Annotated in this window: 15 protein-coding genes; 8 read left to right on the forward strand and 7 right to left on the reverse strand. The window is 70.7% G+C overall.

Annotated features, from left to right (window positions below; all coding sequences use genetic code 11):
* Positions 1 to 27 precede the first annotated feature (27 nt).
* Positions 28 to 3918 carry a hybrid sensor histidine kinase/response regulator gene (locus E8A74_RS36660; protein WP_170229644.1) on the forward strand — a complete coding sequence of 1297 codons (3891 nt, stop codon included), beginning with the start codon at positions 28 to 30 and terminating at the stop codon, positions 3916 to 3918.
* 47 nt (positions 3919 to 3965) lie between these two features.
* On the opposite strand, the gene E8A74_RS36665 is transcribed toward E8A74_RS36660, so the two are convergent.
* On the reverse strand, positions 3966 to 5441 hold the full coding sequence (locus tag E8A74_RS36665) for a VCBS repeat-containing protein (protein ID WP_170229645.1): 1476 nt from the start codon (positions 5439 to 5441) through the stop codon (positions 3966 to 3968).
* 117 nt (positions 5442 to 5558) lie between these two features.
* Between E8A74_RS36665 and E8A74_RS36670 the strand changes: the two genes are divergently transcribed.
* A complete protein-coding gene (locus tag E8A74_RS36670) occupies positions 5559 to 8390 on the forward strand; it encodes a winged helix-turn-helix domain-containing protein (RefSeq protein WP_136933743.1) in 2832 nt (943 codons plus the stop codon).
* 22 nt (positions 8391 to 8412) lie between these two features.
* Here the strand turns inward: E8A74_RS36670 and E8A74_RS36675 are convergent, their stop codons facing one another.
* Together E8A74_RS36675 and E8A74_RS54250 are read right to left on the reverse strand one after the other, a co-directional pair.
* Positions 8413 to 8982: a hypothetical protein gene (locus E8A74_RS36675; protein ID WP_136933744.1), complete on the reverse strand. Its 570-nt coding sequence runs from the start codon at positions 8980 to 8982 to the stop codon at positions 8413 to 8415.
* On the reverse strand, positions 8979 to 11129 hold the full coding sequence (locus E8A74_RS54250; protein WP_338089555.1) for an eCIS core domain-containing protein: 2151 nt from the start codon (positions 11127 to 11129) through the stop codon (positions 8979 to 8981). Before E8A74_RS54250 ends, E8A74_RS36675 begins: the two co-directional genes overlap by 4 nt.
* Before the next feature lie 185 nt (positions 11130 to 11314).
* Between E8A74_RS54250 and E8A74_RS36685 the strand changes: the two genes are divergently transcribed.
* The 6 genes from E8A74_RS36685 (at position 11315) to E8A74_RS36710 (ending at position 20736) form a co-directional block, all read left to right on the forward strand.
* Positions 11315 to 12046: an ImuA family protein gene (locus E8A74_RS36685; RefSeq protein WP_136933745.1), complete on the forward strand. Its 732-nt coding sequence runs from the start codon at positions 11315 to 11317 to the stop codon at positions 12044 to 12046.
* Positions 12047 to 12067: 21 nt separating this feature from the next.
* On the forward strand, positions 12068 to 13897 hold the full coding sequence (locus E8A74_RS36690; protein ID WP_232379916.1) for a DNA polymerase Y family protein: 1830 nt from the start codon (positions 12068 to 12070) through the stop codon (positions 13895 to 13897).
* The gene (locus E8A74_RS36695) at positions 13894 to 17160 is read left to right on the forward strand and encodes an error-prone DNA polymerase (protein WP_136933747.1); all 3267 of its coding nucleotides are present in this window, start codon (positions 13894 to 13896) and stop codon (positions 17158 to 17160) included. The genes E8A74_RS36690 and E8A74_RS36695 overlap by 4 nt, the downstream gene beginning before the upstream one ends.
* Positions 17161 to 17264: 104 nt before the next feature.
* Positions 17265 to 18227, forward strand: coding sequence for a hypothetical protein (locus E8A74_RS36700; RefSeq protein WP_136933748.1), 963 nt, complete (start codon positions 17265 to 17267; stop codon positions 18225 to 18227).
* A 77-nt stretch (positions 18228 to 18304) separates the two neighbouring features.
* Positions 18305 to 19111 carry a lysophospholipid acyltransferase family protein gene (locus E8A74_RS36705; protein WP_136933749.1) on the forward strand — a complete coding sequence of 269 codons (807 nt, stop codon included), beginning with the start codon at positions 18305 to 18307 and terminating at the stop codon, positions 19109 to 19111.
* Positions 19112 to 19191: 80 nt separating this feature from the next.
* On the forward strand, positions 19192 to 20736 hold the full coding sequence (locus E8A74_RS36710; RefSeq protein WP_136933750.1) for a hypothetical protein: 1545 nt from the start codon (positions 19192 to 19194) through the stop codon (positions 20734 to 20736).
* Between the two features lie 9 nt (positions 20737 to 20745).
* Here E8A74_RS36710 and E8A74_RS36715 read toward each other — a convergent pair whose 3' ends face one another.
* Genes E8A74_RS36715 through E8A74_RS36730 form a run of 4 tightly spaced genes read right to left on the reverse strand, consistent with a single transcriptional unit; the run spans position 20746 to position 24559 of the window.
* Positions 20746 to 21240, reverse strand: a complete 495-nt coding sequence (locus tag E8A74_RS36715) for a hypothetical protein (protein WP_136933751.1) — start codon at positions 21238 to 21240, stop codon at positions 20746 to 20748.
* Positions 21237 to 21626 (reverse strand): hypothetical protein, encoded by a 390-nt coding sequence (locus E8A74_RS36720; protein WP_136933752.1) that lies wholly within the window; start codon positions 21624 to 21626, stop codon positions 21237 to 21239. The genes E8A74_RS36715 and E8A74_RS36720 overlap by 4 nt, the downstream gene beginning before the upstream one ends.
* Positions 21627 to 21638: 12 nt before the next feature.
* The gene (locus tag E8A74_RS36725; protein WP_136933753.1) at positions 21639 to 22892 is read right to left on the reverse strand and encodes a hypothetical protein; all 1254 of its coding nucleotides are present in this window, start codon (positions 22890 to 22892) and stop codon (positions 21639 to 21641) included.
* Positions 22889 to 24559, reverse strand: coding sequence for an OmpA family protein (locus tag E8A74_RS36730; protein WP_136933754.1), 1671 nt, complete (start codon positions 24557 to 24559; stop codon positions 22889 to 22891). The genes E8A74_RS36725 and E8A74_RS36730 overlap by 4 nt, the downstream gene beginning before the upstream one ends.
* Positions 24560 to 24885 lie beyond the last annotated feature (326 nt).

A 24885-nucleotide genomic window follows, 5' to 3' on the forward strand; every position in this document is an offset into this window, starting at 1 on the left:
CCCTTTTCCTGCTGCGCCATGGTCCGCGTGCCCCGTCGCCTCGTCGCCGTCCTCGCCGCCCTCCTCGTGGCCACCTCCGCGCGCACGTCCACCGCAGCCACCGACATCCGGACCCGCGGCGTGCCTTGGATTCGCACGTTTGGCCTCGATGACGGTATCCCGCAGTCCACCATCAATGCCATCGCCTTCGATACCGCGGGCCGGCTGTGGATCGGCACGCAGGGTGGGGTCGCCTCCTATGACGGGCGCCGCTTCACGCCGCTGTCGCTGCCGCCCGAACAGGCGTCGAGCTGGGTGCAGTCGATCACCGGAACACGCGACGGGGCCGTCTGGCTCGGGATGTACACCGGCCACATCCTCCGGTATGCGGAGGGCCGCTTCACCCGCTTCGGGTCCGGGGAAGGTCTCACGGCCGAGCGGGAGGTCGGCGCGCTCGTCGAAGCGCCTTCCGCGAAGGGATTCGTGCTCTGGGCGGGGACGAACGACGGGCTCTATCGGCTCGAGGGAGCGCGCTTTTCGCGGATCGATTTCGGGCCGGAGCTCGGGTATATCGACGTGCGCGCCCTGCATCCGGGGTCGCTCCCGAGCGGCGAGCCGACGTTGTGGGTCGGCACGGGTCGGGGGCTCTTCCATTGCGAGGATCACCGCTGCGCGCCCTTCGAATCCCTCGGGGAAGGACCACCGGACAAGGTCATCAACGCGCTTTTGCAAACCACCGACGAGGCGCGCCGTCGCCTGCTCTGGGCCGCCACGTCCAAGGGGCTCGCCCGGTACGCGGAAGGGCGCTGGGAGTTCGTCGCGCCTCCGGGCGTGGTGAGCCCGGCCCAGGGCATCCACGCGCTCGCCGAGACCGTGAGCGGCTCCGGGAGACGGACCCTCTGGGTCGGCACCGGCGGCGGGGGCCTCGCCCGCGTGGAGGACGGGGTGTGGACGACGCTGACCAAGCAAAACAGCAGCCTGCCGGACGATTACCTCACGACGCTCCTGGCGAGCGAGGGAGCGTATGGCGGCCGCACGTTGTGGATCGGCACCGAGAGCGGAGGCCTGGGTCGCCTGCGGCACGACGGCTGGGTCGGCTTCACCGAGCGGAGCGCGGGCGTGTCCAGTGTCGTGCGCGGCGTCGCGGAGGTCACGGCGCCGGGCGGCGCGCCCGAGATCTGGCTCGCCGTGCGTGACCAGCTCCTCCGGTCCTCGGAGCAGGGTTTCGCGAAGGTCCTCTCCCCCGAGCAAGCCAAAGAGACGAGCCAGCGGCTCGCTTTCCTCGTGTCTTCGCGGCATCAGCCGGGCGTGGTCTGGACAGGCGGCGCTGGCAAGGGGCTGCACCGCTGGGCCGATGGAAAGCTCTCCACCTTCACCCGGCAGAACTCCTCGCTCCCGTACGAGGTCGTGTACGCCGCCAGCGAGTCGCTGGACGGGCGTGCGCTCTGGGTCGGCACGACGGCCGGCGCTGCGCGCCTCGACGAGAAGGGCAGGGGGCCGGTCTACAAGCAGAGCCCCGAGGGCCTCATCCACGACCACCTGTACGCCGTTCTCGAGACCACGCGCTCCGGCGGGGGGACGACGACCTGGTTCGGGACGACGAAAGGGTTGTCGCGGCTCGATGACGACGGCGTGTGGCGGACGTATACGGCCACGAATTCGCCCCTCGGCGTCGACTTCATCGTGACGCTCAGCGAGCTGCGCGACACGCGCGGGGCGCGGATCCTCTGGGTGGGCACCGCGGGCGGCGGCGCCGCGCGATACGATCTCGACGCGGAGGCGTGGCTCCCGTCGCTGCACGAGAGGTCGAACCCGGCGCTGCCGGACAGCACCGTGCTTTTCGCGCGCGCGGACGCGCGGGGCCGCGTGTATCTCGGCACCAACCGGGGCATCGCGCGCCTCACCCCTCGCGCGCCGACCCCCGAGGACCCCGCGGCGTTTTCCGTCTACGTCTTCACGCGCGAGGACGGGCTGCCGGGCGACGAGTGCAATGCGGGGACCGCCTCGGTCGATAGCCGCGGGCGTATCTGGGTGGGCACGACCGAGGGCGCGGCGGTCTTCGATCCGGCGGAAGAGGTCCCGGAGCACGCGGGCGGGCCCCTCGTGTTCTCCTCCGCGTGGGCCGCAGACGGCGCGCTCGCGCTGTCGCCCGGCGTGCCCCTCGCCTGGGACCAGAACACGGTGTCGTTCGAGTATGCGCTTCTCAACTTCCTCCACGAGCGCAGCACGCTGTATCGCACCCAGATGGTCGGCTTCGACGCGGCGCCGAGCGCGTGGACCACGGACGGGAAAGTGCGGTACACGAACCTGCCGGCGGGCGTGTACACGTTTCAGGTCTGGGGGCGTGATCACGCGGGCGTCGTCGCGGGGCCGGCGGCGATTGCATTCCAGGTGAAACCCGCGCCCTGGCGGACGTGGTGGGCCTACCTCGGGTATGCCGTCGCGGCTTCGGGGCTCGTGTACGGCGGCGTGCGGCTCCGGGTCCGGGCGTTCGCGCGGCGGAACCTCGAGCTCGAGCGGCAAGTGGAAGAGCGGACGGCGGAGCTCACGGCGGCCAAAGAGGCGGCGGACGCGGCGAACCAGGCGAAATCGAGCTTCCTCACCAGCATGAGCCACGAGCTGCGCACGCCCCTCAATGGAATCCTCGGGTACGCACAGCTCGTCGCCCAGTCGCCAAGGCTCTCGCGGAAGGATCGCGCCGGGCTCGATATCGTGCAGCGCTCGGGCGAGCACCTGCTCGCGCTCATCGACGACGTGCTCGATCTCGCCCGGATCGAGGTGGGCAAGATGGCGCTCACCCCGACCGAGGTCCATCTGCCGGCCCTCGTGCAGGGCGTCGCCGATCTTTGCCGGGTGCGCGCGACGCAAAAAGGGCTCGATTTTCGTTACGTGCGGGCGGAGGGCGTGCCTTCGTGGGTGCAGGTCGACGAGAAACGATTGACGCAGGTGCTCCTGAACCTGCTCGGCAATGCGGTCAAGTTCACCCGCGAGGGGAGCGTCACCCTGCACGTCGAGGCGAAGGGCGACGAATTCATCTTTCGCGTGGAGGACACGGGCCCGGGGATCACGCCCGCGGACCTCGCGCGGATCTTCGAGCCCTTCGAGCAGGCCGGCGAGCGGGGGGCGCGCGCCGAGGGCGCCGGGCTCGGGCTCTCGATCAGCCGCAAGATCGTGGAGCAGATGGGCGGCCGTCTCGACGTCGCGAGCGCGCCCGGCGAGGGCAGCACGTTCGTGATGGCGCTGCGGCTGCCTGTCGTCGCCGACCGAGGGACCGCCGTCCATGCGGTTCCGGACGAGGGGATCTCCGGGTACGAGGGGGCGCGGCGGGTCGTCCTGGTGGTCGACGACAACGAGGGGAATCGATCTTTCTTGCGCGACGCCCTCGTCCCGCTCGGATTCGATGTCGTCCTGGCCGAGGACGGCGCGCAGGCGCTCGCGTCGATCGAGGCGCGGCGGCCCGATCTGGTGATCCTCGACCTCGCCTTGCCGGACATCGGGGGCGACGAGGTCGCGCGACGACTGCGACAAGCCCCCGCGCTCGCAGGGGTCTCCCTGGTCGCCTCCTCCGCGAGCGTGGACGAGGCGCAACGAAGGCGCGCCAAGGAAGCCGGCTGCGACGAATTCCTCCCCAAACCCGTGCACCTGCCGGTGCTTCACGAGGTGCTCGCGCGGCGGCTCGATATCCACTGGATTCGCGCGCCGCGCGTCGTTGCAGAGGCCGAGGAGGAGGTCGCGCCGCGGATCGAGCCGCCCGGGGAGGACCTGGCGCGCTTGCTCGATCTCGCCGAGCGGGGGCGGATCCCGGAGCTTTTGCAGATGCTCGACGCCCTCGAAGCGAAAGACGCGCGGCTCTCGGCGTGGGGGGCCGAGGTGCGGGCGCTGGCGGAGTTGTTCCAGCTCCGCGAGCTCTGCGCCGCGCTGGCACGACCCGGCAGGTAGGACTTGGGTTCCATCTTGCGGACGGGGAGCGGCGCCGAAGCGGCACGTCAGGGCGTGCAATGCAAGGCCATCACCTGCCCGGCGCCCTCATGACCGTCGAAGGGCGCTCCCGGCGCGCTGACGGCGATCTCTCCCTTGCCGTCGCCGTCGAGATCCCCGAGCAACGCGACGCCGCTCCCGAAGCCATAAACGCCGATGTTGTCCGGGGGGAGCGCGTGCACCACGTCGATGAGCACGGCGCCGTCCTTCCCGCTCAGCACCGCGACGCGCCCGGTCATGCCGAGCACGATGATGTCCATGCTGACGCCGTTCGCACCGACGATGACGTCGGACACGCCATCGCCGTTCACGTCGTCCGCAGACGCGAAGGCCACACCCAAATGGTCATCGGCCCGGTCGCCCTTGCTCGTCCACAACACGTCGCCGGTTCGCCCGTCCAGCGCGACCACCTTCCCACCATTCGGCACGAGCGAGGCGTGGTTGTGCGCGCCCACGATCACGTCGGGATATCCATCTGCGTTCACGTCGCCGTGGCTTGCGAGGGGATTGCCGATCAAATCCGGCGCGCCCCCCTGGCTGCCCGCTTCGCCCACGTGGGTCCACAGAGGGTCTCCCGCGAGAGAGCCGATCGCTTGCACGCGCCCCTTGAAGAAGTCCGCGTACACGTCGCCGACCAAAAGCTCACGCAGGCCGTCGCCGTCGGCGTCGGGCACCGTCGCGAGATTGCCTCCATAAAGAGGGCTCGCCTGGGCAGGCGTCGGCGGCTTCGTGAACACCGACGCATCCGCGCCCGAAGAGAGCTCCACCCAGCCCGGGAGCTGCTGGCTGCCCCCGGAGCTGCCCACGAAAAAGTCCGGCGTGCCGTCGCCATTGCGATCCTCCGCGAGCGTGATGCCATGACCAAAGCCATCCGCGGCCGGCGTTCCTTGGCCCAGGCGCGTGAACCGCTCCGCGAACCCCTTGGGCGAGAAGACGCGGACATTCGTGGCGCACGCGAGGGGGCTCGAGGAACTCCCGGACGAACCCCCGCCGTCGTCCTCGCAGACGCGCTCGTGGGCGGCGACCTCCTCGACGCCATCGCCGTCGAAATCACCGCCCACGGCCCGCAGGTAGGCGCTGCTCCCGAGGACGATTTCGTCGAGCCGCGTCCCATCCTTGCCCGAGAGGACGACCAGGGCCGTGGCGTTGCCTTGCTTGCGGGTCACGACGAGATCCCGAAGGCCGTCGCCGTCGACATCCCCGACGCCGACGACGTTTTGGCCGAGCCCTTCCGAGGTCGTTTTCCCACCGGCGATCCACAGGATCTCGCAAGAACCAGCGCGCGGCTCGAGGAGCAAGGCATTGTCTTCTCCGCCTCCCGCACCGCCTTCGCCCCCCATTCCGCCGGAGCCCCCCGTCCCGCCCGGATCGCCGGAGCTGCCCGGGTCATCCCCTCGATTGTTGCAGCCGCCCGCGACGAGCGCGAGCGCAAGTCCGACCATCACCGCGCGGCCTCGCCCCGTGAGATTCATCTTCGTTCGCATCTGTGCCATGCTCCTTAAGAACGCGGCCGCCATGACCGCTCGCCTTGAACATGCGCAGCGGGAGACCGAGCGACGACATAAACCGGGGCGCGCACGTGCGTTCTAAGGTCCTTTAAGGTGTCCCGATCGCGCGCTCCGATCGCGCTGCCCGCCAGCGCGCGCCTGCCCGAGCAAACGACGAGCTTCGTCGGGCGCGTGAGAGAGCTGCGCCGGATCGGCGCGCTCTTTCGCGAAGGCGCCCGGCTCGTCTCGGTGCTCGGGCCCGCCGGGATCGGCAAGACGCGCCTCGCGCTCCGGTACGCGAGGCGCGCCCTCGCCGGCGGGCGGAGGGCCGTGGGGTGCGTGGATCTGTCGCGCGCGCGGGGCGCCGACGCGCTGCTCACGGCGCTCGCGCAGGCGCTCTCCCTTCAGGTCGGGCCGCGCGGCCCTTCGGTCGAGCTGATGACGGCGGAGCTCTCGGCGCGCGCGCCGCTGCTGCTCGTCCTCGATAACCTGGAGCAGGTGGACGGCGCGGGCGTCGCGCTCCTGTCCGCGCTCGCGGCAGGGGCGAAGGGCGTGCGCTGGCTCGTGACGTCGCGCGCGCCGCTGCGCATCCCGGAAGAAGTTCGCCTTCGCCTCGATCCCCTGCCGAGCCGCGCGGCGGCGCGCCTCTTCGAAGCGCGGTGCCGCGCCGCCGAGCCCGGCTTCGTGATCGGCGAAGGCAATCGGGGCGAGGTGGAGGCGCTCGTCGAGCGGCTCGATCGAAACCCGCTCGCCATCGAGCTGGCCGCCGCGAGGGCCGACGTCCTGACGCTCCCGCAGCTCCGCGCCCGGTTGACCCGCCGCTTCGAGCTCTTGAGGCCTCCCACAGGCGCCGCGCGCGCGCCGCGATCGCAGGAGACCCCCGCGATGGTGCGCGAGCGATCCTTGCTCGCTGCCCTGGACGGGTCCTGGGAGCTGCTCGACCCTCCCGAGCAGCGCGCGCTCGCGCGCTTGTCCGTGTTCGCGGGCGGCTTCGACCTCGATGCGGCCGAGGCGCTGCTCGCGGAGGGCGCGGCCGGACGGGCTCCCTTCACGCTCGACCTTCTGGAATCCCTGTGCGAGCAATCCCTCCTGAGCCGCGAGCGCGTGGCGCCGGAGGCAGAGGCTCGCTATCGCCTCGGGGAGAGCGTGCGCGATTATGCGGCCGCGCGCCTCGGCGATGGCCCGGAGCGCGCGTCCGCAGAGCTCGTGCACGCACGCTTTTATGTTTCGCTCGCCGAGCGATGGGCGCGCGGCGCCGTGGGGCCCGACGCGGACGATTGTTGTGCGAAGCTCCGGCGGGAGCGCGAAAACCTCCTCGCCATTCACGTGCGCCTCGCCGAGCGGGCGCCTTCCCTCGCGGTGCGCGCGGCGCTCGCGCTCGGCCCCGTGTTGATTGCGTCCTCTCCGCTGCGAGCGCGGCAGGAGATCTACGGCGCGAGCGCCGTCCTCGCCGAGCGCGCAGGAGACGCCGCGCTCACGGCGCGCGCGGCGCTCGCGTGCGCCGAGCAGGAGCGATACCTGGGCGAGACGCGCGCGGCGCTCGCCCGCGTGGTGAAAGCGGCCGAGCTCGCGCGGGGGCTCGCGGACCCGACGCTCGAGGGCGAGGCCGCGCTCGTGCGCGCATACCTGTGCTTCGACGCGACGGCGTTCGCGGACGCGGCAGAGCACGCCGAGAGGGCGCGCGCGAGCTTCCTCGCCGGCAGTGATCGGTACGGAGAAGCGCGCGCGCTGCACCTCCTGCTCGTGCTCGACGCGCACGGCTCGCAAAACCGCTCGCGCGAGCTCGCCGAGAGAGCCTTGCACCTGGTCCGCGAGGTCGGGGACCGGCGGCTCTTGCTCTCCACGATGGTGCATGTCGGGAGCCTTTCGGTGGAGCAAGGGCGGCACGCCGAAGCGCGCGTGGTCCTCGAGGAGGCGTTGTCCCGCTCACGCGTGGACGGCGCGAGCGAGGTCGAGTGCCGCGCGCTCGTCTACCTGAGCCTGCTCGAGAGTGATCTCGGCGATTTCGATCGCGGCGAGGCGCGGCTGCTCGAAGCGATGCCGCTCGCCCGGGAGCTCGGGCACAGGCTCGCCGAAGGCCTGGTGGTGGGATCCCTCGGCGTGGTGGAGCTCTTGCAGCGCCGCGTGGGCGAGGCGCGCGCGCACCTCCGCCGCGCGGCCTTGTTGCTGGAGGACGTGGGAAACCGCCATGCGCGCGCGACCTTCGTGGCGTTCGCCGGCGCCGCGGAGGCGCTCTCCGGCCGCGACGCCGACGCCCGGGCGCTTTTCCAGGTCGCGAGCGAGCTCGTGAGCCGCGCGGAGCCGCCGCAATGGGTGGCCGGGGTGCTGCATGTCCTCGGAGGTCTGCTCGAGGTCGCCGAGGCGCGGCGCGCGCGGGACCTGCGCGGAGACGACGAAGGCTGCAAGCGCCTCGCGCGGCGCGCGCACCGGCGCCTTTCGGACGTCGAGGCGGGCGCGCTGCGGCCTCGCGTGAAGGGCCGGCGCAAGGGGAGCCGGATCCCCGAAGCGTCGCCCGCCGCCGCGTCCTGGGCTGACATCCGGCTCGCCGCGCGGCTTTTGCGGACCGAGCTCGCCGCGCTCGAGGGCCCGCTTCCGGCGCCCTCGTCGACGCGCGCAGGAGCTGCCTCGACCCCGGAGGTGGCGGCCGACGGCTCGTGGTTCACGCCGGCCGGGGGGACGCCCGTGGATCTCGGCCGAAGGCCCGTGCTTCGGGCGATCCTGGCCCGGCTCGTGGAGCACCTGCGCCGGAGCCCCGGCGCCGCGCTGTCGCTTTCGGAGGTCTTCGCCAGCGCCTGGCCTGACGAGCGGCCTCGGCGCGGGGTCGCCGAGAACCGCGTGTACGTGGCGATCGCCACGCTGCGCTCGCTGGGCCTGCGTGACGTGCTCCGCACGCGCGACGACGGCTACCTGCTCGACCCGGGGCAGGTGATCCACGTGCGCGCGTGAGGCGGAGGTGGACGCCCGGATGTCACCCGATCCGGCGGATGTCGACCTGTTGCAGGAGCGCGAGATCGAACGTGAGTTTGATCTCCGTCGCGCCGCCTTCCTCGACGTAGGTCACGATCTGGTTGAATTCCCACGCTTCTTCCCTTGCGTAGGGGCCGAAGCGATCGCGGACCTCGCGCTCGATGAACGTCCACGGCAAGAGCTCGCGCGCCCGCGCCGGCGCTTTGGGGACGGCGTGCGCCGCGCGAATGAACTCCGGGCCCCACGCCGATCCATCACCATCCGTGCGCAAGATGAAATCGAAATCGGGCCACGTGGGGAGGTGGAAGCGGTGGCGCACCGAGCCAGCAAATGGACTGTTGTCGTCGATGCCCGGCTCGATCGTGGTGTCGAGCGGAGGACCGATGAAGCGAACGTACGCCGGAAGCTCTCGCGGAATGAGTTCGAAGAAGCCCACGGTCTTCGCAGCGCGCGCCGCAGCCTCTTCCATGGCCTCGACGGACGAACCGAGCGACGCCAGCACGGATTCGACCTTCTCTTTCCCGGTCATCAGTGACATGAGGTAAAGCTCGAATTCTCGCATGGGGCTCATTTGGGCGTTACATCCCAGACGTAGTAGGTGAGCGTTTTTTTATCGAGCCTGATATTGGCTCTTCCAAAGCCGACGGTTCCATTGGGATGCACGAGCACGACGGGTGCGTTTTGCAATGGTGCGCGCGAGGTGACGACGATGACGTCATTCGGCATGCGCACGATCGGGCCGGCGCCAAACGCCGTTTGCGCGTTGCACGCCACTTGCATCGCCGTCGCCTTGTCCATCGGTGCCATGTTCGGTTGGGCGTTCAACTCCGTCGCCATCGGGTGCAAGATACCTCCCCCCGTGATGCCTTGTGCCTTGAGACGCGCCGCAGCGTCTTTTCCGAACTGCACGCCCGGCCCTTGCGGGGTTTGCAGCGCTGACACGGAGACCACCGGGCTCGCGGCAGCGGTGGCGGTCGCGCCCTGGGGCTGCGCGCCGGCCTGTTCTTGCGGGGGCGATTGTGTCATCGGCTCGGGCGGACGTCCCGCAGCGGGGCGCTGCAAGGGGATGCGGGAGGGTTTGGGCCCGGGCGGCGTGTTCACCGGCGGCACGGTGACGACAGGGGCTCCCCCGGGCGGGGGTTGCCCTTGGGGAGGTTTGGCGAACGATACGCGGCCGGGGATGTACGGGCGGGCGCCCCCGACCTGCGGCAAGCCGGTGAAGAGCGGCGCCCCGCTGACGAAGCCCCACCACAGCGGAAACGTCCCCACCACGAAGTCCGAGAACCCTTCATTGTTCGCGTCGAAATAGCTCTGGAGGCGCTTTCGCATCTTGGGCGTGAGATCGGCATAGGTGCGGAGTTCATCGGGGCGGTCGCGATATTCGATTCGATAGAGAGGCGGCGAGCCCCCCGCGAGACTCACGGTCTCGAAATCGTCGATGCCCGTGACCTTCGCCGGCGGCGGCGGCTGCGGGCCGTCGAAGGCCCACAAGGGGTCGAGCTCGCCGCCCTGCGCCAGGTGAGCGCTCACGTCGGCGGGCTCGGCGAGCGATCCAGCCGATACGGTGAGCGGCACCTTGTTGGGATAGCGGAGGGTCCACGGGTCGGCGCCCGACTTGGAGAAATCGATATCGAAGCGGCTGCCCTCCTTGACGTCCTTGCCCGAGATGTTCCAGGTGCCCGTTTCCGGAACCGGCGTGAGCTCGTAAACGCCGACGGGGAGGTCCGTGGAGACTTCGCCGATCAACACGCCGTGGTCGGTCACGAAGCCGCACTTGCCGCGCGCGAGCGAGATGATGACCGACGAAACGAGGACGCCTTTCCATGGATCGGCGACGGGCGGACCGATCTCGACCCTTTCGGCGGGCTTGTCGCCTTTCGCCTCTCGCGCGATCTGCACCGGCGTGGTTGCGAGCGCCGGGCGAGCGCCCCTCGTGGTCGAGCGGGCGGCGGCGTCCGCGGCCCGCTCTTCGGACGACGAGGCGCGGGAGATGCGGGGCGCCGCCGGGATGGACGCGGCGAAGCCCTGCTGGATCGTGTGCGCGAGCTCGTGCGCGAGCAGGCCTTCACCGGCCGGACTGCCCAGCGCCGGCTCGCCGTCACCCAAAACGATGTTGCGCCCGAGGGTGAAGGCGCGCGCGTCGAGCCGATCGGCCGCTTCGGCTGCACGCGCGCCCTCGTGGATTCGCACGGCGCCGAGATCGACGCCGAAGCGTGACTCCATGCGCGAACGTGTCCCCGGCTCGAGGGGGCTTCCACCTTCGCGCATCGCGTCGTTGATCACCTTCGCAGCGGGCGGCACGTGCGTGGCGCGGGGGGAACGTGGCGCATGCGCGCTCTGTGGGTGGAGCGGTATATCGAGGAGGGACCGACGCCACGGGGCCGGCAATGGCTGAACCGGCTCCCTGTCGGTCGAGTCGCGGGCGGACATCGGGGGCGCATGCTTCGGGGGTGCGGGCTTCGAGGTCGGATGAAGCGGCTCGGAAGCACGTTGCTGACGGGCGAACATGGCCATAAGGAAGCCTCCTCGATTGAGTCGAGCGACGTCAATGTACATGGAAATCAATCGCATGTCCTCTCGAAGCAACGAGCATCGCCCTCTCGTGCCTTTGCCTGGGCTGCGACAATGAAGCTTTGCTGGATGTGGCAGGCGCGTTCCGCGCGGCGTGCAGGAAAAATATCGAGAGGAAGCCAACGTCTGCCCGTCTCCCTCCCTCATCGACCCGGTCTGTTCAGTGGTCCCCCGCTGATCCGTCGTCCAGGACACGAACCAGGATCCCGCGAGCCCGTTTCGGTCTTCCCCGGACAAGTTCACCGGTGATCGGACAGAGTACGTCCGTCACAGGCGCCCGGTTCGTGTCATCTTTCTTGGCCGGCGTTCAGGTACCTGGTAAGGTGTTCAGTATGCACCGCGCCGCCGCTGCCACGGTCCTCGCCACGGACGCCGACGCCCGCCACAAGGAGCTCTTCCAGAGCGCCCTCGTCCGTCCCGCGATCGAGGGCCTCTCCAGCCGCGCCAAGGCCTTGCCGCTCGGCCTGCACACCGTCGACGCGTCCTTGCCCGAAGGAGGCCTGCCCCGAGGCGCCGTGGTCGAGCTGGCGGCGCCCCAGGGCCTCGCCCGCTCGACGACGCTCGCCTTGTCCCTCTGCGCCTCCGCGCAAGCCGAGGCCCGCCTCCGCGGCGAGAGCGACACGCGCGGCGCGTGGTGCGCCTGGCTTGATCCTACACAAACGCTCTTCGCGCCCGCTCTCGCCCGCGCCGGGGTGGATCCCGACCGGCTGCTCGTCGTCCGGCCGGACCTCGACGACCTCGCCCGCGTCGCCGTCCGCGTCGCCGGCTGCCACGCCTTCTCCGTGGTCGTGGTCGACACGGCCGGCGTGCCCGGCTGCCGCGGCGAGACCCGGCTCGACCGATGGGTCACGATTGTCCGCCGCCTCGCCCTCGCCGTCGAAGGCAGCGACACGACCGTCCTTTTGCTCACGGACGCGGCCGCCTCCCGCGCGATGCCGCTGCCCGCCGCGATGCGCATCGAGCTCGAGCGGCTCGGCGAGGATCGGCTCGGCCTGCGGGTCGCCAAGGACCGGCGCGGCCGCGTGACGGGGGCGCAGTCGATCGAGCTTGGAAAGAGCGCATGATGGGCGCATGAGGTTCGGGTGATGGGCCGGCGAATCGTGGCGGTGGTCTTGCCGCAGCTCGGCTGCGAGCTCGTGCGGCAACGCGCCATTCCAACGCTTGGGGCTTCGGATCGCCTTCAGCGCCCTTCGCCCCAAACCCCAGAGGAGAGCCACGAAAGCGGCCCGCTCGCCGTCTTGTTCGCGAGGGGCAAACCGGACGGGGGAGGGGAGGCGCAGGATCGGGCCACGGCCACGCTCGACCTCGTCGACGAGGTCGCGTGGCGGTACGGGATCCGCCCCGGCCAGCGCGTGGCCGAGGCGCAAGCCACGCTCGCCGAGCTCACGATCCAGAACGTGTCGTTCACGGAGGTCGACGCGGCGCTCGGCCGCGTGGCCGAGGTTTGTTTGAGCCTCGGGACGACCGCGGCCATTCGGCTGGCCCCCCCACATCCCGACGAAGACAAACGCCGCGGCCCCGCAGGCGACGCGCCCTTCGACACGGTCTTTCTCGACGTCACGGGCGCGGCGCACCTCGTGGGCGGCGAGGAAGCCCTGCTCGACGAGCTTTGCGAGCGCATCCACGCGCTCGGCCACAAGGTCCTTGCCGCGATCGCCGACGGCCCGCGCATCGCCCGCGCCCTCGCCCGGTTCGCCGCGAGCCCCGTGCTCGCGAATGGTTCGGTCAACGGTCAGGGGCTACGCTCGGACAAGCCGAGCTACGCCCCCGAACCCCCGCTCCTCGTCCGCAAAGCTCCCCACCCCACGGTCGTCGCCAAGCCCGGCGCGCGGGTCCTCGGCCCGCTGCCGCTCACGGCGCTGCCGCTCGATCCCGACACGGCCGCCTTTTTCGGGCGGCTCGGCATCTTCACGGTCGAGGCCCTGACGAAGCTCCCGCGCAGCGAGCTCACGCCGCGGCTCGGCCTGCGCGCCGCCGAGGTGCTCGATCTCGCCGCCGGCCGCGACGAACTCCCGCTCGTCCCCTACGCGCCCCCGCGCACGATCGTCGAGGAGACGAGTTTTGAGGACCCGATCGCTACGGTCGAGCCGATCCTCTTCGTGCTCCGCGGCATGACCTCGCGCTTCGCCGCCCGCCTCGGCGCCCGCGGCGAGGCTTGCCTCTCGCTCGTGATCACGATCCCGCTCGACCGATCCATCGCGAGCCTGCGGGATCCCGCCCGCGAGCCCGTCCTTTCGCTCTCGATCGACCTGCCCTCGCCGCTCTCCGACGCGGGCGACCTCCACCGCGCGCTCCGGGCCAAGCTCGAGCGCGCCGAGCTCTTCGCGCCGGCCGTCGGCGTTCACCTCGAGGTCTCGCAGATCGTCGAGGCGCGGCGTGTCCAGATCGACCTCTCGCGCGACAAGGCCGTTCGTCCGGACGCGCTGCCCGCCCTGCTCGCCGAGCTCTCGGCCGAGATCGGCCAGGACCGCGTGGGCCTGCTCGAAGCGACACACGCCCACAAGCCCGAGGCGCGCTCGAAGCTCGTCCCCGTCCGGGATCTCGACCAGAAGCGCGTCCCCGCCCAAGCAGGCGACCTCGAAGCCGCCGAGGATCGCGACGTCCCCCTGCCCACGCGGCTCTTCGCGACGCCCGTCGCGATCGGCCGCATCACGAAGGGCGCGGTCGTCGCGATCGACAACCGCCTCTACGCCATCGAGTCCTTGCGGTTCGTGATGCGGCTCGACGGGGTCGAGTGGTGGACGAGCTCGGCGGCCTCGCGGGATTACGGGGTGGCCTGGCTCGTCCCGGGCGCCACGAGCGCGAAGGGCTCGGCGGGATCCAAGGCCGAGGGGGCATCGCGGGCGGCCGGCCTCGCGTGGGTCTTCGTGGACCGGACGACCGGGGAAGGGTACCTCCAGGGCTGGTGCGAATGAACCGACGAAGGCCGGCCCTCTCCGTCGTCTCCGGTGGTGCCTCCGAGCCTTCGCCCGAAGGGCCCGCGGAAAAGCCCGCGTTCGCCGAGCTTTGCGCGCGCTCGGCCTTCTCGTTCCTCGAAGGCGCCTCGCAGCCAGAGGAGATGGTGCGGCGGGCGCACGAGCTGGGGTTGTCCTCGATAGCCATTGCCGATCGGGACGGCCTCTACGGCTCGGCGCGGGCGCACGCCGAGGCGAAGAAGCTCGAACAACCGTACATCGTCGGGGCGGAGCTGACGCTGGAGAGGGAGGGCGAAAGGAGCGGCAGTGTCGTCCTCCTCGCCCAGGATCACGAGGGCTACTCGAACCTCTGCCGCCTGCTCACGCTCGCCCATGCGACACACGAGAAGGGCACGGCGGGCCTCACGGTCGAGGACGTCGCGCAGGCGCACCGCGGCCTCTTCGCCCTCGTCCCCCTCGGGAGCCCCGCGCTCGCGACGGACGCCCTCCTCGGGCCGCTCCGCGACGCCTTCGCCGAGCGCGCCTTCCTCGCCACCTGGCGCCACCTCGACCGCGGCGACGCCCCGCGCCTCGAAGCCACCACGAAGGCCTCCGCCCGGTACGGCCTCGACGTCCTCGCCACCGCGCGCCCCCTCTTCCACCACGGCGGCCGCAAGCCCCTCGCCGACGTCCTCACCTGCATCCGCCACAAGACCACGCTCGACCAGGCCGGCGCCCTCCTCGCCCCGAACGCCGAGGCCACCCTGCGCGGCGCCGCCTCGATGCGGAACCTCTTCCGCGACGAGCCCGCCTGGGTCGGGCGCACCGTCGAGATCGCCGAGGCCTGCCGCTTCTCCCTCGCCGAGATCCGCTACCACTTCCCGAGCGAGGGCCTCTGTTTGCCCGGCGAAACGCCGGACGACGCGCTCCGCCGCCTCACGTACGAGGGCGCGCGTGACCGTTACCCCGAGGGCACGCCGCCCCGCGTCGGAGCGCAGATCGAGAAGGAGCTCGATCTCATCAAGCTGCTCGACGTCGCCGCGTACTTCCTGAGCGTCCACCAGATCGTCTCGATCGCCCGGGAAAAACGCATCTTGTGCCAGGGGCGTGGCAGCGCGGCGAACAGCGCGGTCTGCTTCGTCCTCGGCGTCACGGCCGTTGATCCGGCGCGATCGAGCCTGCTCTTCGAGCGTTTCCTCTCGCCCGAGCGGCGCGAGCCGCCGGACATCGACGTCGACTTCGAGCACGAGCGCCGCGAGGAGGTCATCCAGGCCATCTACGAGATGTACGGCCGTGACCGCTCCGCCATGGTCTCCGAGGTCATCTGCTACCGCGGCAAGAGCTCGCTCCGCGAGGTCGGCAAGGTCTTCGGGTTGACCACGGATCAGCTCGATCGGCTGAGCGGGCTGGCCCTGTACCACGAGGCCGACACGAGCGAGAAGAAGCTCGCCGAGCTTGGCTTCGACCCGAACGACGCGCGCCTGCGGCAGGTGATTTTCCTGGCGAACGCGCTCGAAGGCATGCCGCGGCACCTGTCGATCCACGTGGGGGGCTTCGTGCTCTCGGCCGCGCCGCTGCACCACGTCGCCCCGATCGAGCCCGCGCGGATGCCCGGCCGATCCGTCATCCCCTGGGACAAGGACGACCTCGACGAGCTCGGCTTCTTCAAGGTCGACATCCTCGCCCTCGGCATGCTCACCGCGATCCGCAAGACGCTCGCGATGGTCCACGAGCGAACGCGCCCCGACGAACCCTTCGACCCGATCGACGCGCTCGCCCGCATCCCGGCCGAGGATCCGGCCGTCTACCAGGCGATCCAGCGCGCGGACACGGTGGGCGTCTTCCAGATCGAGAGCCGCGCGCAGATGTCGATGCTGCCGCGCCTCAAGCCGAAGACGTTCTACGACCTCGTGATCGAGGTCGCGATCGTGCGTCCGGGCCCGATCCAGGGCGGCATGGTGCACCCGTACCTGCGGCGCCGCACGGGGCAGGAGGCGCCGATCTCGCCGCACCCTTGCCTCGACGGGATCCTCGCGCGCACGCTCGGCGTCCCGCTCTTCCAGGAGCAGGTCATGCAGATCGCGATGGTCGGCGCGGGCTACACGCCCGGCGAGGCCGATCAGCTAAGGCGCGACATGGCCGCGTGGAAAAAACACGGAAGGCTCTCGCGGCACCGCGAGCGGCTCCTGCGCGGCTTCTCCGAGAAGGGCATCTCGGCTCGCTTCGCCGAGCAGCTCTACCTGCAGATCCACGGCTTCGGCGAGTACGGCTTCCCCGAGTCCCACGCGGCGAGTTTTGCTCTCCTCGTCTACGCCTCCGCGTGGCTCAAGGTCCACCACGCGGCCGCGTTCACCTGCGCGCTCCTGAACTCCCAGCCGATGGGGTTTTACAGCCCATCCTCCCTCGTCCAGGACGCGCAGCGGCACGGCGTGATCGTGCGGCCCGTGTGTGTCGTGTCGAGCGGCTGGGATCATTTCCTCGAAGGGGGGCTCGGGGCGCAGGACGCCGAAGGCGATCCGAAGCCCCGAACGTCGAATGACGGCGTGATCCGGCTCGGGATGCGGCTCGTGAAGGGGTTTGGCTGGGGTGGGGCCGAGGGCGTGCTCCGGGCGCGCGCGGAGGCGCCGTTCACGGGCGTCGCGGACCTCGTGCGGCGCGCGGGCCTGCAGAAGAACGAGGTCGAGGCCCTCGCGGAGGCGGGCGCGCTCGAAGCGCTCGTCCCGAGCCGGCGCGAGGCGCTCTGGAGGGCGCGGGCGCCACGCCTGCCCGACGGCCTCTTCGCGAAGGTCCCGCTCGAAGAAGAGAAGGACGTCGGCCTGCCGAAGATGCGCGCCGCCGAGCAGCTCGTGCTCGACTACGGGCGGGTGGGTTTGTCCCTTCACGACCACCCCTTGCGGCACCTGCGCGCGCGGCTGGAGCAGGAGGGCACGGTGACGGCGGCCTCGATCAAGGAGCGGCGCGCGGGCGAAACGGTGCGCGTCGCGGGCCTCGTCGTGGGCCGGCAGCGCCCGGCCACGGCGAGCGGCGTCACGTTCGTCACGCTCGAAGACGAGACCGGCGTGGTCAACGTCATCGTGCGCAAGGACCTCTTCGAGGCGAGCTACGCGGCCGCGCGGTACGCGAAGATCATGGCCGTGCGGGGCCGGGTCGAGCGGCAGGGGGCCGGGGCCCCGGAGCCCGGGGCGTCGAGCTACGAGGTCGTTCACATCCTCGCCGAGGCCCTCGAGCGCCTCGACGCACCCGGAAAACGCGGCGTTCCCACGCGATCACGCGACTTTCACTGAGGCGCGCGAGGGGAATCGTTTGTGCACATACCGACCGGAACCTGCGCCTCCCCGGTCGCTTTTTGCTCGCCAGACCGGCCGCGACGCGGCAAAGATCCTGGCCGATGCTCGGTCCGTACCGACCCCTCGTCCGCGGCCTCTTCGCCGCGGCCCTGCTCGCCGCGTGCAGCAGCGGGTCGTCTACGACCACCGAGGCGGCGCCTTCTGCGAGCGGATCGCCGGGGCCTCCGCCGCTCGGCTCGTTCATCGCGCCGAGCCCCACGCAGCCCCCGCAGCCGAAGTCGCCCCAGCCGAACCCGCTCGGCCTGCCGCCGCGCAAGATCAAGCTCGACCCGGGGCGCCGCGTCTTCACCTTCTCCGAGCCCATGCTGACGAACGCGCGCATCGGCTCGACGCTCGTGCTCTACGCGGCCACGGCGATCGGCTTCGACGGCGACGACCTGGTCATCGAGGGCCAATCCGGCGGCCCGTCGTACAAGGTCCACCCGGGCTACGTGATCCCGGTGCCGGACAACGTGAAGCCGAAGCTCAACGACGCCGTGCTGACGGAGTGGAACGGCGTGATGAAGCACGCCGTCGTGCGGCGGTACGTGAAGGATCGGATCGCGGTCCGATACACGGACATGGAGGCGCGCGCGCCCGAGGGGCTCTTGAAGGGGGTGCGCTGGGTCAAGCAGGTGAACGGGCTCGAACCTGGCAACTATGCGGCGCACCGGCAGGAGGGCGAGGTCCGGCACGTGCTGCTCGTCTCGCCGTTCGAGGGGGGGTTCGGGGCGCAGGACGCCGGAGGCGATCCGAAGCCCCGAGCGTCGACTGCCGGCGGGATGAAGCGCTGGTTTTGCCTGGGATTCGGCGGCGCGGCGCTCATCGCCGACGAAGCGGATTTGCAGCCGATCCCCATCAAATGGAAAGGCAAGCCGGGCGCGGTCGTATGGGCCGAGTGGGCGGGCACGATGCGCCGGGCCGTGATGCAGAGCGAGACCGAGCCGGGGATCTTCACGGTGAAGTTCGAGCGAGCGGGCAAGCCAGAGGTCGTGGGGTATGGCTTGATCATGGATCCTCTCTGAGGTCCCATACCGCGAAGCATTTTGCGCACGTTGCAGGTCTGGAATTGCTTCCTCCGTGGTGTTAGGAAGGCAAATCCATGCAGCTCCGAGAAGCCATTCGCGCCGCGCGTCAGTGGGTTCCTTTCACCGCTCGCACCGTCGGGTATGGGACGATCTCGCTCACGCTCGGCCCGCTCACGCAGGATCACCGCGCGAGCCTGTGGGCAATGAAGCGCTGGTGCAAGTCGAGCGCGCGGGGGCTGCACATCGACGTCGACGCCACGGGGCTCGAGAACGTGCCCACCGACGGCGCGTACGTTTATGCCTCGAATCACCAGAGCCTGCTCGACATCCTTGTCCTCGGCGCGGTCCTCCCGGGGGATTTCAAGTGGGCCGCGAAGCGCGAGCTCATGAACATTCCTTTCCTCGGCTGGCACCTCAAGCTCGCGGGGCACGTCCCGGTCGAGCGTGGCGGCGGGCCCCGCGTCGCGGCCGAGGTCATCAAGCGGTTCACCGAGGTCCTCCAGCGCGGCAAGCCCCTGCTCATCTTCCCCGAGGGCACGCGCAGCGAGGACGGCGTCCTCAAGGACTTCAAGATGGGGGGTTTTTACGCGGCCGTACGCGCCGGCGTCCCCGTCGTGCCCGTCGCGCTGGAGGGCGCGGGGCACCTCATGCAAAAGGGCGCCATCGACTCGGGCGACGGCAGCATGCGCCTCGTCCGCGTGCGTGTGGGCAAGCCGATTCAGCCGAGCACCACGGGCAAGGAATCCGCGCGCGTCGTCGACCTGCGCGACCGCACGCATGCGGCCGTCGCCGAGCTCCTCCTCGGGCTCGGCGGCCGCGTCGCCGACGCTCCGTCCAAAGAGAACGGGAGCGCGAACGCAGCCTCCTCGGCCGACTCCTGACGCTCGCTCGCTCTTGACCCCGACGTGGGTCCCGATACCCTGAGAGCCTTCCTCGTTCCTTTGCTGGGTTAGGGGGGTTCATGGCTTACGGGCTTTCGCGCTTCGTTTCTCGGCCATTGGCGGCGGCAGCGGTCCTCGTCCTCGCGGGGTGTGGGATGCAGCCCGAAGAGGGGATCATCCCGAGCAACATGGGCGAGACGCCCGACGGTCCGATTCCCGACACGCCGGATCATCCGCCGCTCCCCGACCCGGACGCGCTCACGTGCAATCCGGACATCACCGTCGCGGCGGACAGCCGCGCGCTCGTCGTGCGGGATCCGTCTGTGCTCGCGCGATTCAGCCTCGAGCGGGTCCTGTCGCAGATCGTCTCGCTCGCGGGGGAGGACATCACGCCCGAGGAGCTCCTGCGGCGCCTCTTCGACGCGCAGAACGCCGCGGCCGAGGGGGTCTTCGCGGACAACCCGCATTGCGACGATCTCGACAACGCCGCGTTCAAGAACGGCGCGGCCCTCTTCTGCCCGCGGGCCGAGGGGGCGCTCGCGTCGAGCGCGGGCCTCTTCGAGGCGGGCCACCCCGACTCGTTCGTGCCCGTGGCGATCGTCAATCGCTTCGACCTCACCCCGCAGTTCGGCTCGACCTGCGGCGAGCACCGCATCGTGTATGCGAAGACCTCGGGCCGCACGGACCCGGCGAACCGCGTCTTTTTGATCTTCGAGGCGGCGTTGCCGAACCCGTCGGGCTTCGAGGTCCTCTCGAGCTGCCGCCCCGTGGCCGAGGCGTGGGCGAGCCTCGGGGCCGAGGCGGATCTGGAGATTGTCGCGGACAAGCTCGAACAGCTCTTCTTCACGGGCCTGCCGGGCTTCCCCCCGGTCGTCCACCCCGACCATTACGGCGCCGTCTCCTCCGAGAGTGATCCCTACAGCGGCTCGCACGGCCAGGTGCGCGTGAGCCAGCAGATGCAGGTGCCCTGGGAGATGCGCGAATATCACCTGAAGCGGTTGCTGCCGGGGGCGATGAAGCTTGCGCTCAGGTTCCAGCCCGTCACGGTCAAGAACAACCCCCTGCCGGATCTCTTCGATGGCGCGAACGACACGGAGACCGCGGTGAGCTTCCGGAGCGAGTTCGTCAATATGAGCCTGTGGGATCTCGGGCAGAAGGAGCTCCCCAAGGTCCGCATGCAGACCGGCAAGCAATTCAACATGGGCGAGAGCGTCGTCTCCGGGGACGCCTCCGTCGATTATGCGTCCCGCGCCATCGGCGTCGCGGGCGCCGATTTCGCGTCGGAGATCCAGACCTCGATCGACGCCTTGGGCCTGAACCTGGATTGCCCCCCGGGGGATCCGCTCACGGCCGAATCGGTCCTGCACCGCGCGACGTCGCTCACCTGCGCCGGTTGCCATGCGCCGCAGCGCTTCCTCGGCCCGGATCGGTCGCTCGGGTGCGGGCTCTCGTTCCCGTCGACGCTCGGCGAGGTGCACATCGACGAGAACGGCACGCTCTCGCAAGCGCTCACGGACGTGTTCTTGCCGCGGCGCGCGGAGGTCCTCTCGATGTTCCTCCAGGCGTGCGACGTCGAGGCCATCAAGGACAACCTCGAACCAGGCGAGGCCGCCATTCCGAAGTGACGGTCCGCCTCACTTCGAGCCGCACGGCCCCACGTTCCCCGAACCGAAATAATACTGGCTGATCCCCTCGCCGCACGGGCACTTCACCGCGCCCATCTCCGCGACGAGACACGCGACCACCTCGTCGTTGGGCTCCTCCATCCCGATCACCTCGACGCACCCGCCGGGGCCCATCCGCACCTCCAGCCAGCCGTTCGTCTTGCAGCCCGAGGCCGTCTGGCATTCTTTCGCCGTCGCGGCGACCCAGTCCTCGAATGCGCAGGGAAAATCGTTCGAGCCGACGCATTCGCCCGTGGGCCGCTCGGCGCAGAGCGGATGGGCGTCGCTGCCGAGGCCGCTGTCGAGCTCGGGGATGCCGCCGGCGTCGAATTCGGGGGGACGGTCGATGCCCGATCCGTCGGGTTCGTCGCGGAGGTCGGCGTGCCTCGTGCAGGCGAGCGGCGCGGCCGTGGCGCCGAGGGCCGCGGCGGCGAGCACGACGGGGGCGAGCTGGGGGAATTTCACGGCACGCGCTCCTGCTCTTTTTTCGTGAGCGTCCGGAACCAGACGATTCGATGGGGCGACAACGTGACCACCGTGTCCGGCTCGATCCGGATGAGCTCGCGGATCGGGAGATCGGGGTCCTTGGAAAGCTCGCGCGCCTCCTCGTAGGTCGCGGGGCGGGCGTCGTGGACCGTCATGAACAGGAGCCGCGCGTCCTCGAATTGCAGGCGATCGAGGATCCGGACGAGCGTGAGCTCGCCCGGCTCGTCATACCCCTCCACGGCCACGAAGGCGCCGGGCGTATCGATGCGGGCTTCGGGCGGGGTCAAACCGTCCGACGCGCAACCGGCCACGAGGGCGGCGCTCGCCCACCCGAGACAGAGGTTCTGGAGCTTTGCTCGCAACAAGGTCGCCTCCCTTCAGAAGCCGAGGGTGATACCCGCGCTCGGCGCGAGCACGAGCGCGCCGAACGGGAACACGGCATGCGCCGCGATCTCCACGAAGGCCGCCCGGCGGCTCTCCCACGCGAACGCGAGGCCCGCCCCGGCGCCCACGAAGCCGTCGCCCGCGCGTTTCCAGACCGTGACCTCCTGCTCCAGGTCATTGCCGCCCTGGTAGGGCGGGGCGAGCGGGTTTTCCCGCACGACCGTGCGTCCTTTCAGGTCGACCATCGCGTAGCCGCCGGTGACGAACGTATAAGGCCGGGGCCCCGAGCGGGCGAAGAGGTCGTCGCCGAACCAATGGGTCGCGCGGGCGGCGAAGGAGAACGGCACGAACGCCGTGCCCTCGCGCGGCGTGGGACCTTCGCCGAAGAAGGCCCAGCCGAGCCGCAGGCCGAGCGTCGTGTCGTAATGGATGAGCCGCTCGAATCCGACGACGACCCGCGTCGGCCCGAGGCCCCCGGACGGAGGCGTGTTCGTCTGCACCGCCGTGCCCGTGTATTGCGCGTCGTCCGCGCGGAAACAGGCGTACCCCTCGTTTTCCTGCGAATACAGGCTGCACACGCCCGCCGTGGCAAAGGCGCCCACGTCTTGCTGCACGCCGAGGGAGAACCAGTTCTTGCGCCGATCGACCCGCTCGCAGAACCCGCGCCAGCTACACGTCGTGCCGCCCTCGCAATCGGCGTCCGACTGGCAGGCGATCTCCACGACACGTTCGCTCGGGCAACCGAGCAGACCCGCGGGACAATCGGCCGGATCGGGGCATTTCGCGCCCTTCCCCTCGCCGGGCTCGAGCACGGTGTCGTGCTTGATGGTCACGAGGTAGGGCCGCGCGCGGGACGCGCCCGTCGCGATCACGCGGCCCTCGGCGTCGTGGACACGAAGGTAGTAGCGGAGATCCCCGGTGACGGTGCTGATCTCCAGGCAAGGGATCGCGCCCTCGTACCTGGCGCCGCTCCGCCGCAGTTCGAGCGCGGTCCAGTCCGGATCCCCCCAGAGCCGGTAATGCACGAGCACGCGGCGGGCGCGGAGCGCGATGTCGATCGGGAGATCGATCGCAATGGGAACGGCGCGCAAGATGCCCTGCTCGGCCGTCCGCTCCAGCGTCGGGTTGTGCAGCACCTCGGGGCCCATCGTGTCCCGATCCTCGGCCGGCTCCTCGGCCCGGCCCGCGCCCGATACCGAGGCGAGCGCGAGCGCGGCGAGCGCGAAGAGCCCTCGCGCGCGGCTCATTTCGCCCCTCCCGCCGCGGGGTTGCTTGCGTCCTTCGTGACCGGCTTCTTTTCGAGGATCCGGAACTCGACGCGCCGGTTTTTGCCGCGGCCCTCCTCGGTGGTGTTGTCCGCGATGGGCTTGTCCGACCCGTACCCCTTGGGCACGAGCCGAGCGCGGGCGATCCCACGCCGGACGAGCCATTCGACCACGCTCTCGGCGCGGTCTTGCCCGAGCTTGCGGTTCACGTCGGGCGTGCCGGTGTCGTCCGTGTGGCCTTGCACCTCGATGCGCGTGACCTCCGGGTGATCCGTGAGCACCCGCGCGACCTCGCCGAGCACGCCGTCGCTCTCCGGCCGGAGGACGGCCGTGCCGGTCTCGAATTGCACCTGCTGGGAGATCACGATCTCCTGCTCGGCGAGCGAAGCGACGGGCGGCGGCTCGGGCTCCTTTGGCTTCGGGCAGCCATTGCCCGCGGGAGGCTTCGGGCCTGGCTCCGTGGGGCAAGCGTCTTTCTTGTCGGGCACGCCGTCCTCGTCCGTGTCCTTGGGGCAGCCGTGTGTCTTGCGCACGAACGTGGCCTCGCCCGCGGCGCGCGGGCAAGCGTCGTTCTCGTCGGGGACCGCGTCCCCATCGTAATCGGGCGGAGGTTCGGGGCAGCCGTGCAGGAGGGGATCGCCCGATTCCACGCCGACGAGGTCGAGACACGCATCGGATTTGTCCGGAATGCCGTCGCTGTCGCGATCCGGCGGCGGTTTGGCTTTTACGGGTGCATACCCGAGGAGCGCGAGCACCCGCACGTCGGCGCTGCCCGCGCCGCGGCCGAGGCCCGGGCCCATGGCGAGGCCGATTTCGAGGGGTCCGCCGGTGATGCGGTAATGCCCGGTGACGAGGGCGTGCGCGACGGTGGCGCGAGGGTCGAAGAGGCGGGCGCCGCCGAGGAAGGGGAGATCGGCGGAGAGTTCGCCGCCGAGGGTGAGGGTGCGGGCGCCATCGACGAAGAAGCCGCCGGCGAGGCCCAAGGTGAGGGAGGTGGCGACGCGGGTCGGCAAGACCCCGGGGAGCGCGACGGCGGGGCGGGTGCGGAGGCCGCCGGAAAACGCGCCGTGGAGGCGCTTGCCGGTGGCTTCCGCGACGAGGGCGAAGCGCGCGCGGACGGCGCCATCGCCGGCGTAGCCATCGGTGCCGGTGGGGAGCCAGAGAGAGGCGGAGAGGCCGAGGGCCGCGCCCTGGCCAGCTTCGTCGAGGCCCCCGGCGAGGCGGACGCGGGCGCCCATGCGGAGGTCGCCGAGGGCGGCGCCGACGGCGGCGCGGGGGAAGGCGTCGCCGGAAGGGGGCGTGCTGCCGGCCTGGGTGAGGGAGAAGGGGACGTCGAGGGAGACGGTGGCCCGGTAGAAGAGGGAGAGGGACGCGAGGGCGTGGAAGTAGGTTTGATCGGAGATGACGGGGTCGAGCTCGTCGTTGGGGTTGCGGAGGACGAGGGGGCGGCGGGCGTAATCGAGGAGGAGGCGCGCCGAGGGGAGGAGGTGGCCGCGGACGTCAGCGTGTTCGACGAGGAAGGCGCGATCGCCGGCAGGGGCAGGCTCGGCGGCGAGGGACGGGGTGTCGTCGGCAGAGGCGGGGGGCGCAGGGAGGAGCGCGAGGGCCGGGAGGAGGAGGAACGGGAGGAGGCGCGGCCAGGGTGGCACGAGGGGGGACGGTAGGCGGGGGGCAGGGAGAGGGTCAAGGGGAGGAAGCGGAGGCTGCTGCAGCAGCCGCAGCGGCAGCTCAAGCCGCTGCCGCCCCCGCCCACAGCCGCCTCCGCGTCTCCAAACGTCCCACCCCCCTCGCGCCATCGTCGCTTGCGGCCGTTCGAACGTTCGAATACCCACGCGGCACCGTCTCCTGTGGCTCTCCTGCCGTTCGATCCCCTTCGCGTCACCGTCGCTCGCGGGTGTTCGAACGTTCGAACACCCACGCGTCATCGTCTCCTGTGGCCCTCCCGCCGTTCGATCCCCCTCGCGTCACCGTCGCT

Source organism: Polyangium fumosum (genome assembly GCF_005144585.1).
Lineage (GTDB): Bacteria > Myxococcota_A > Polyangia > Polyangiales > Polyangiaceae > Polyangium > Polyangium fumosum.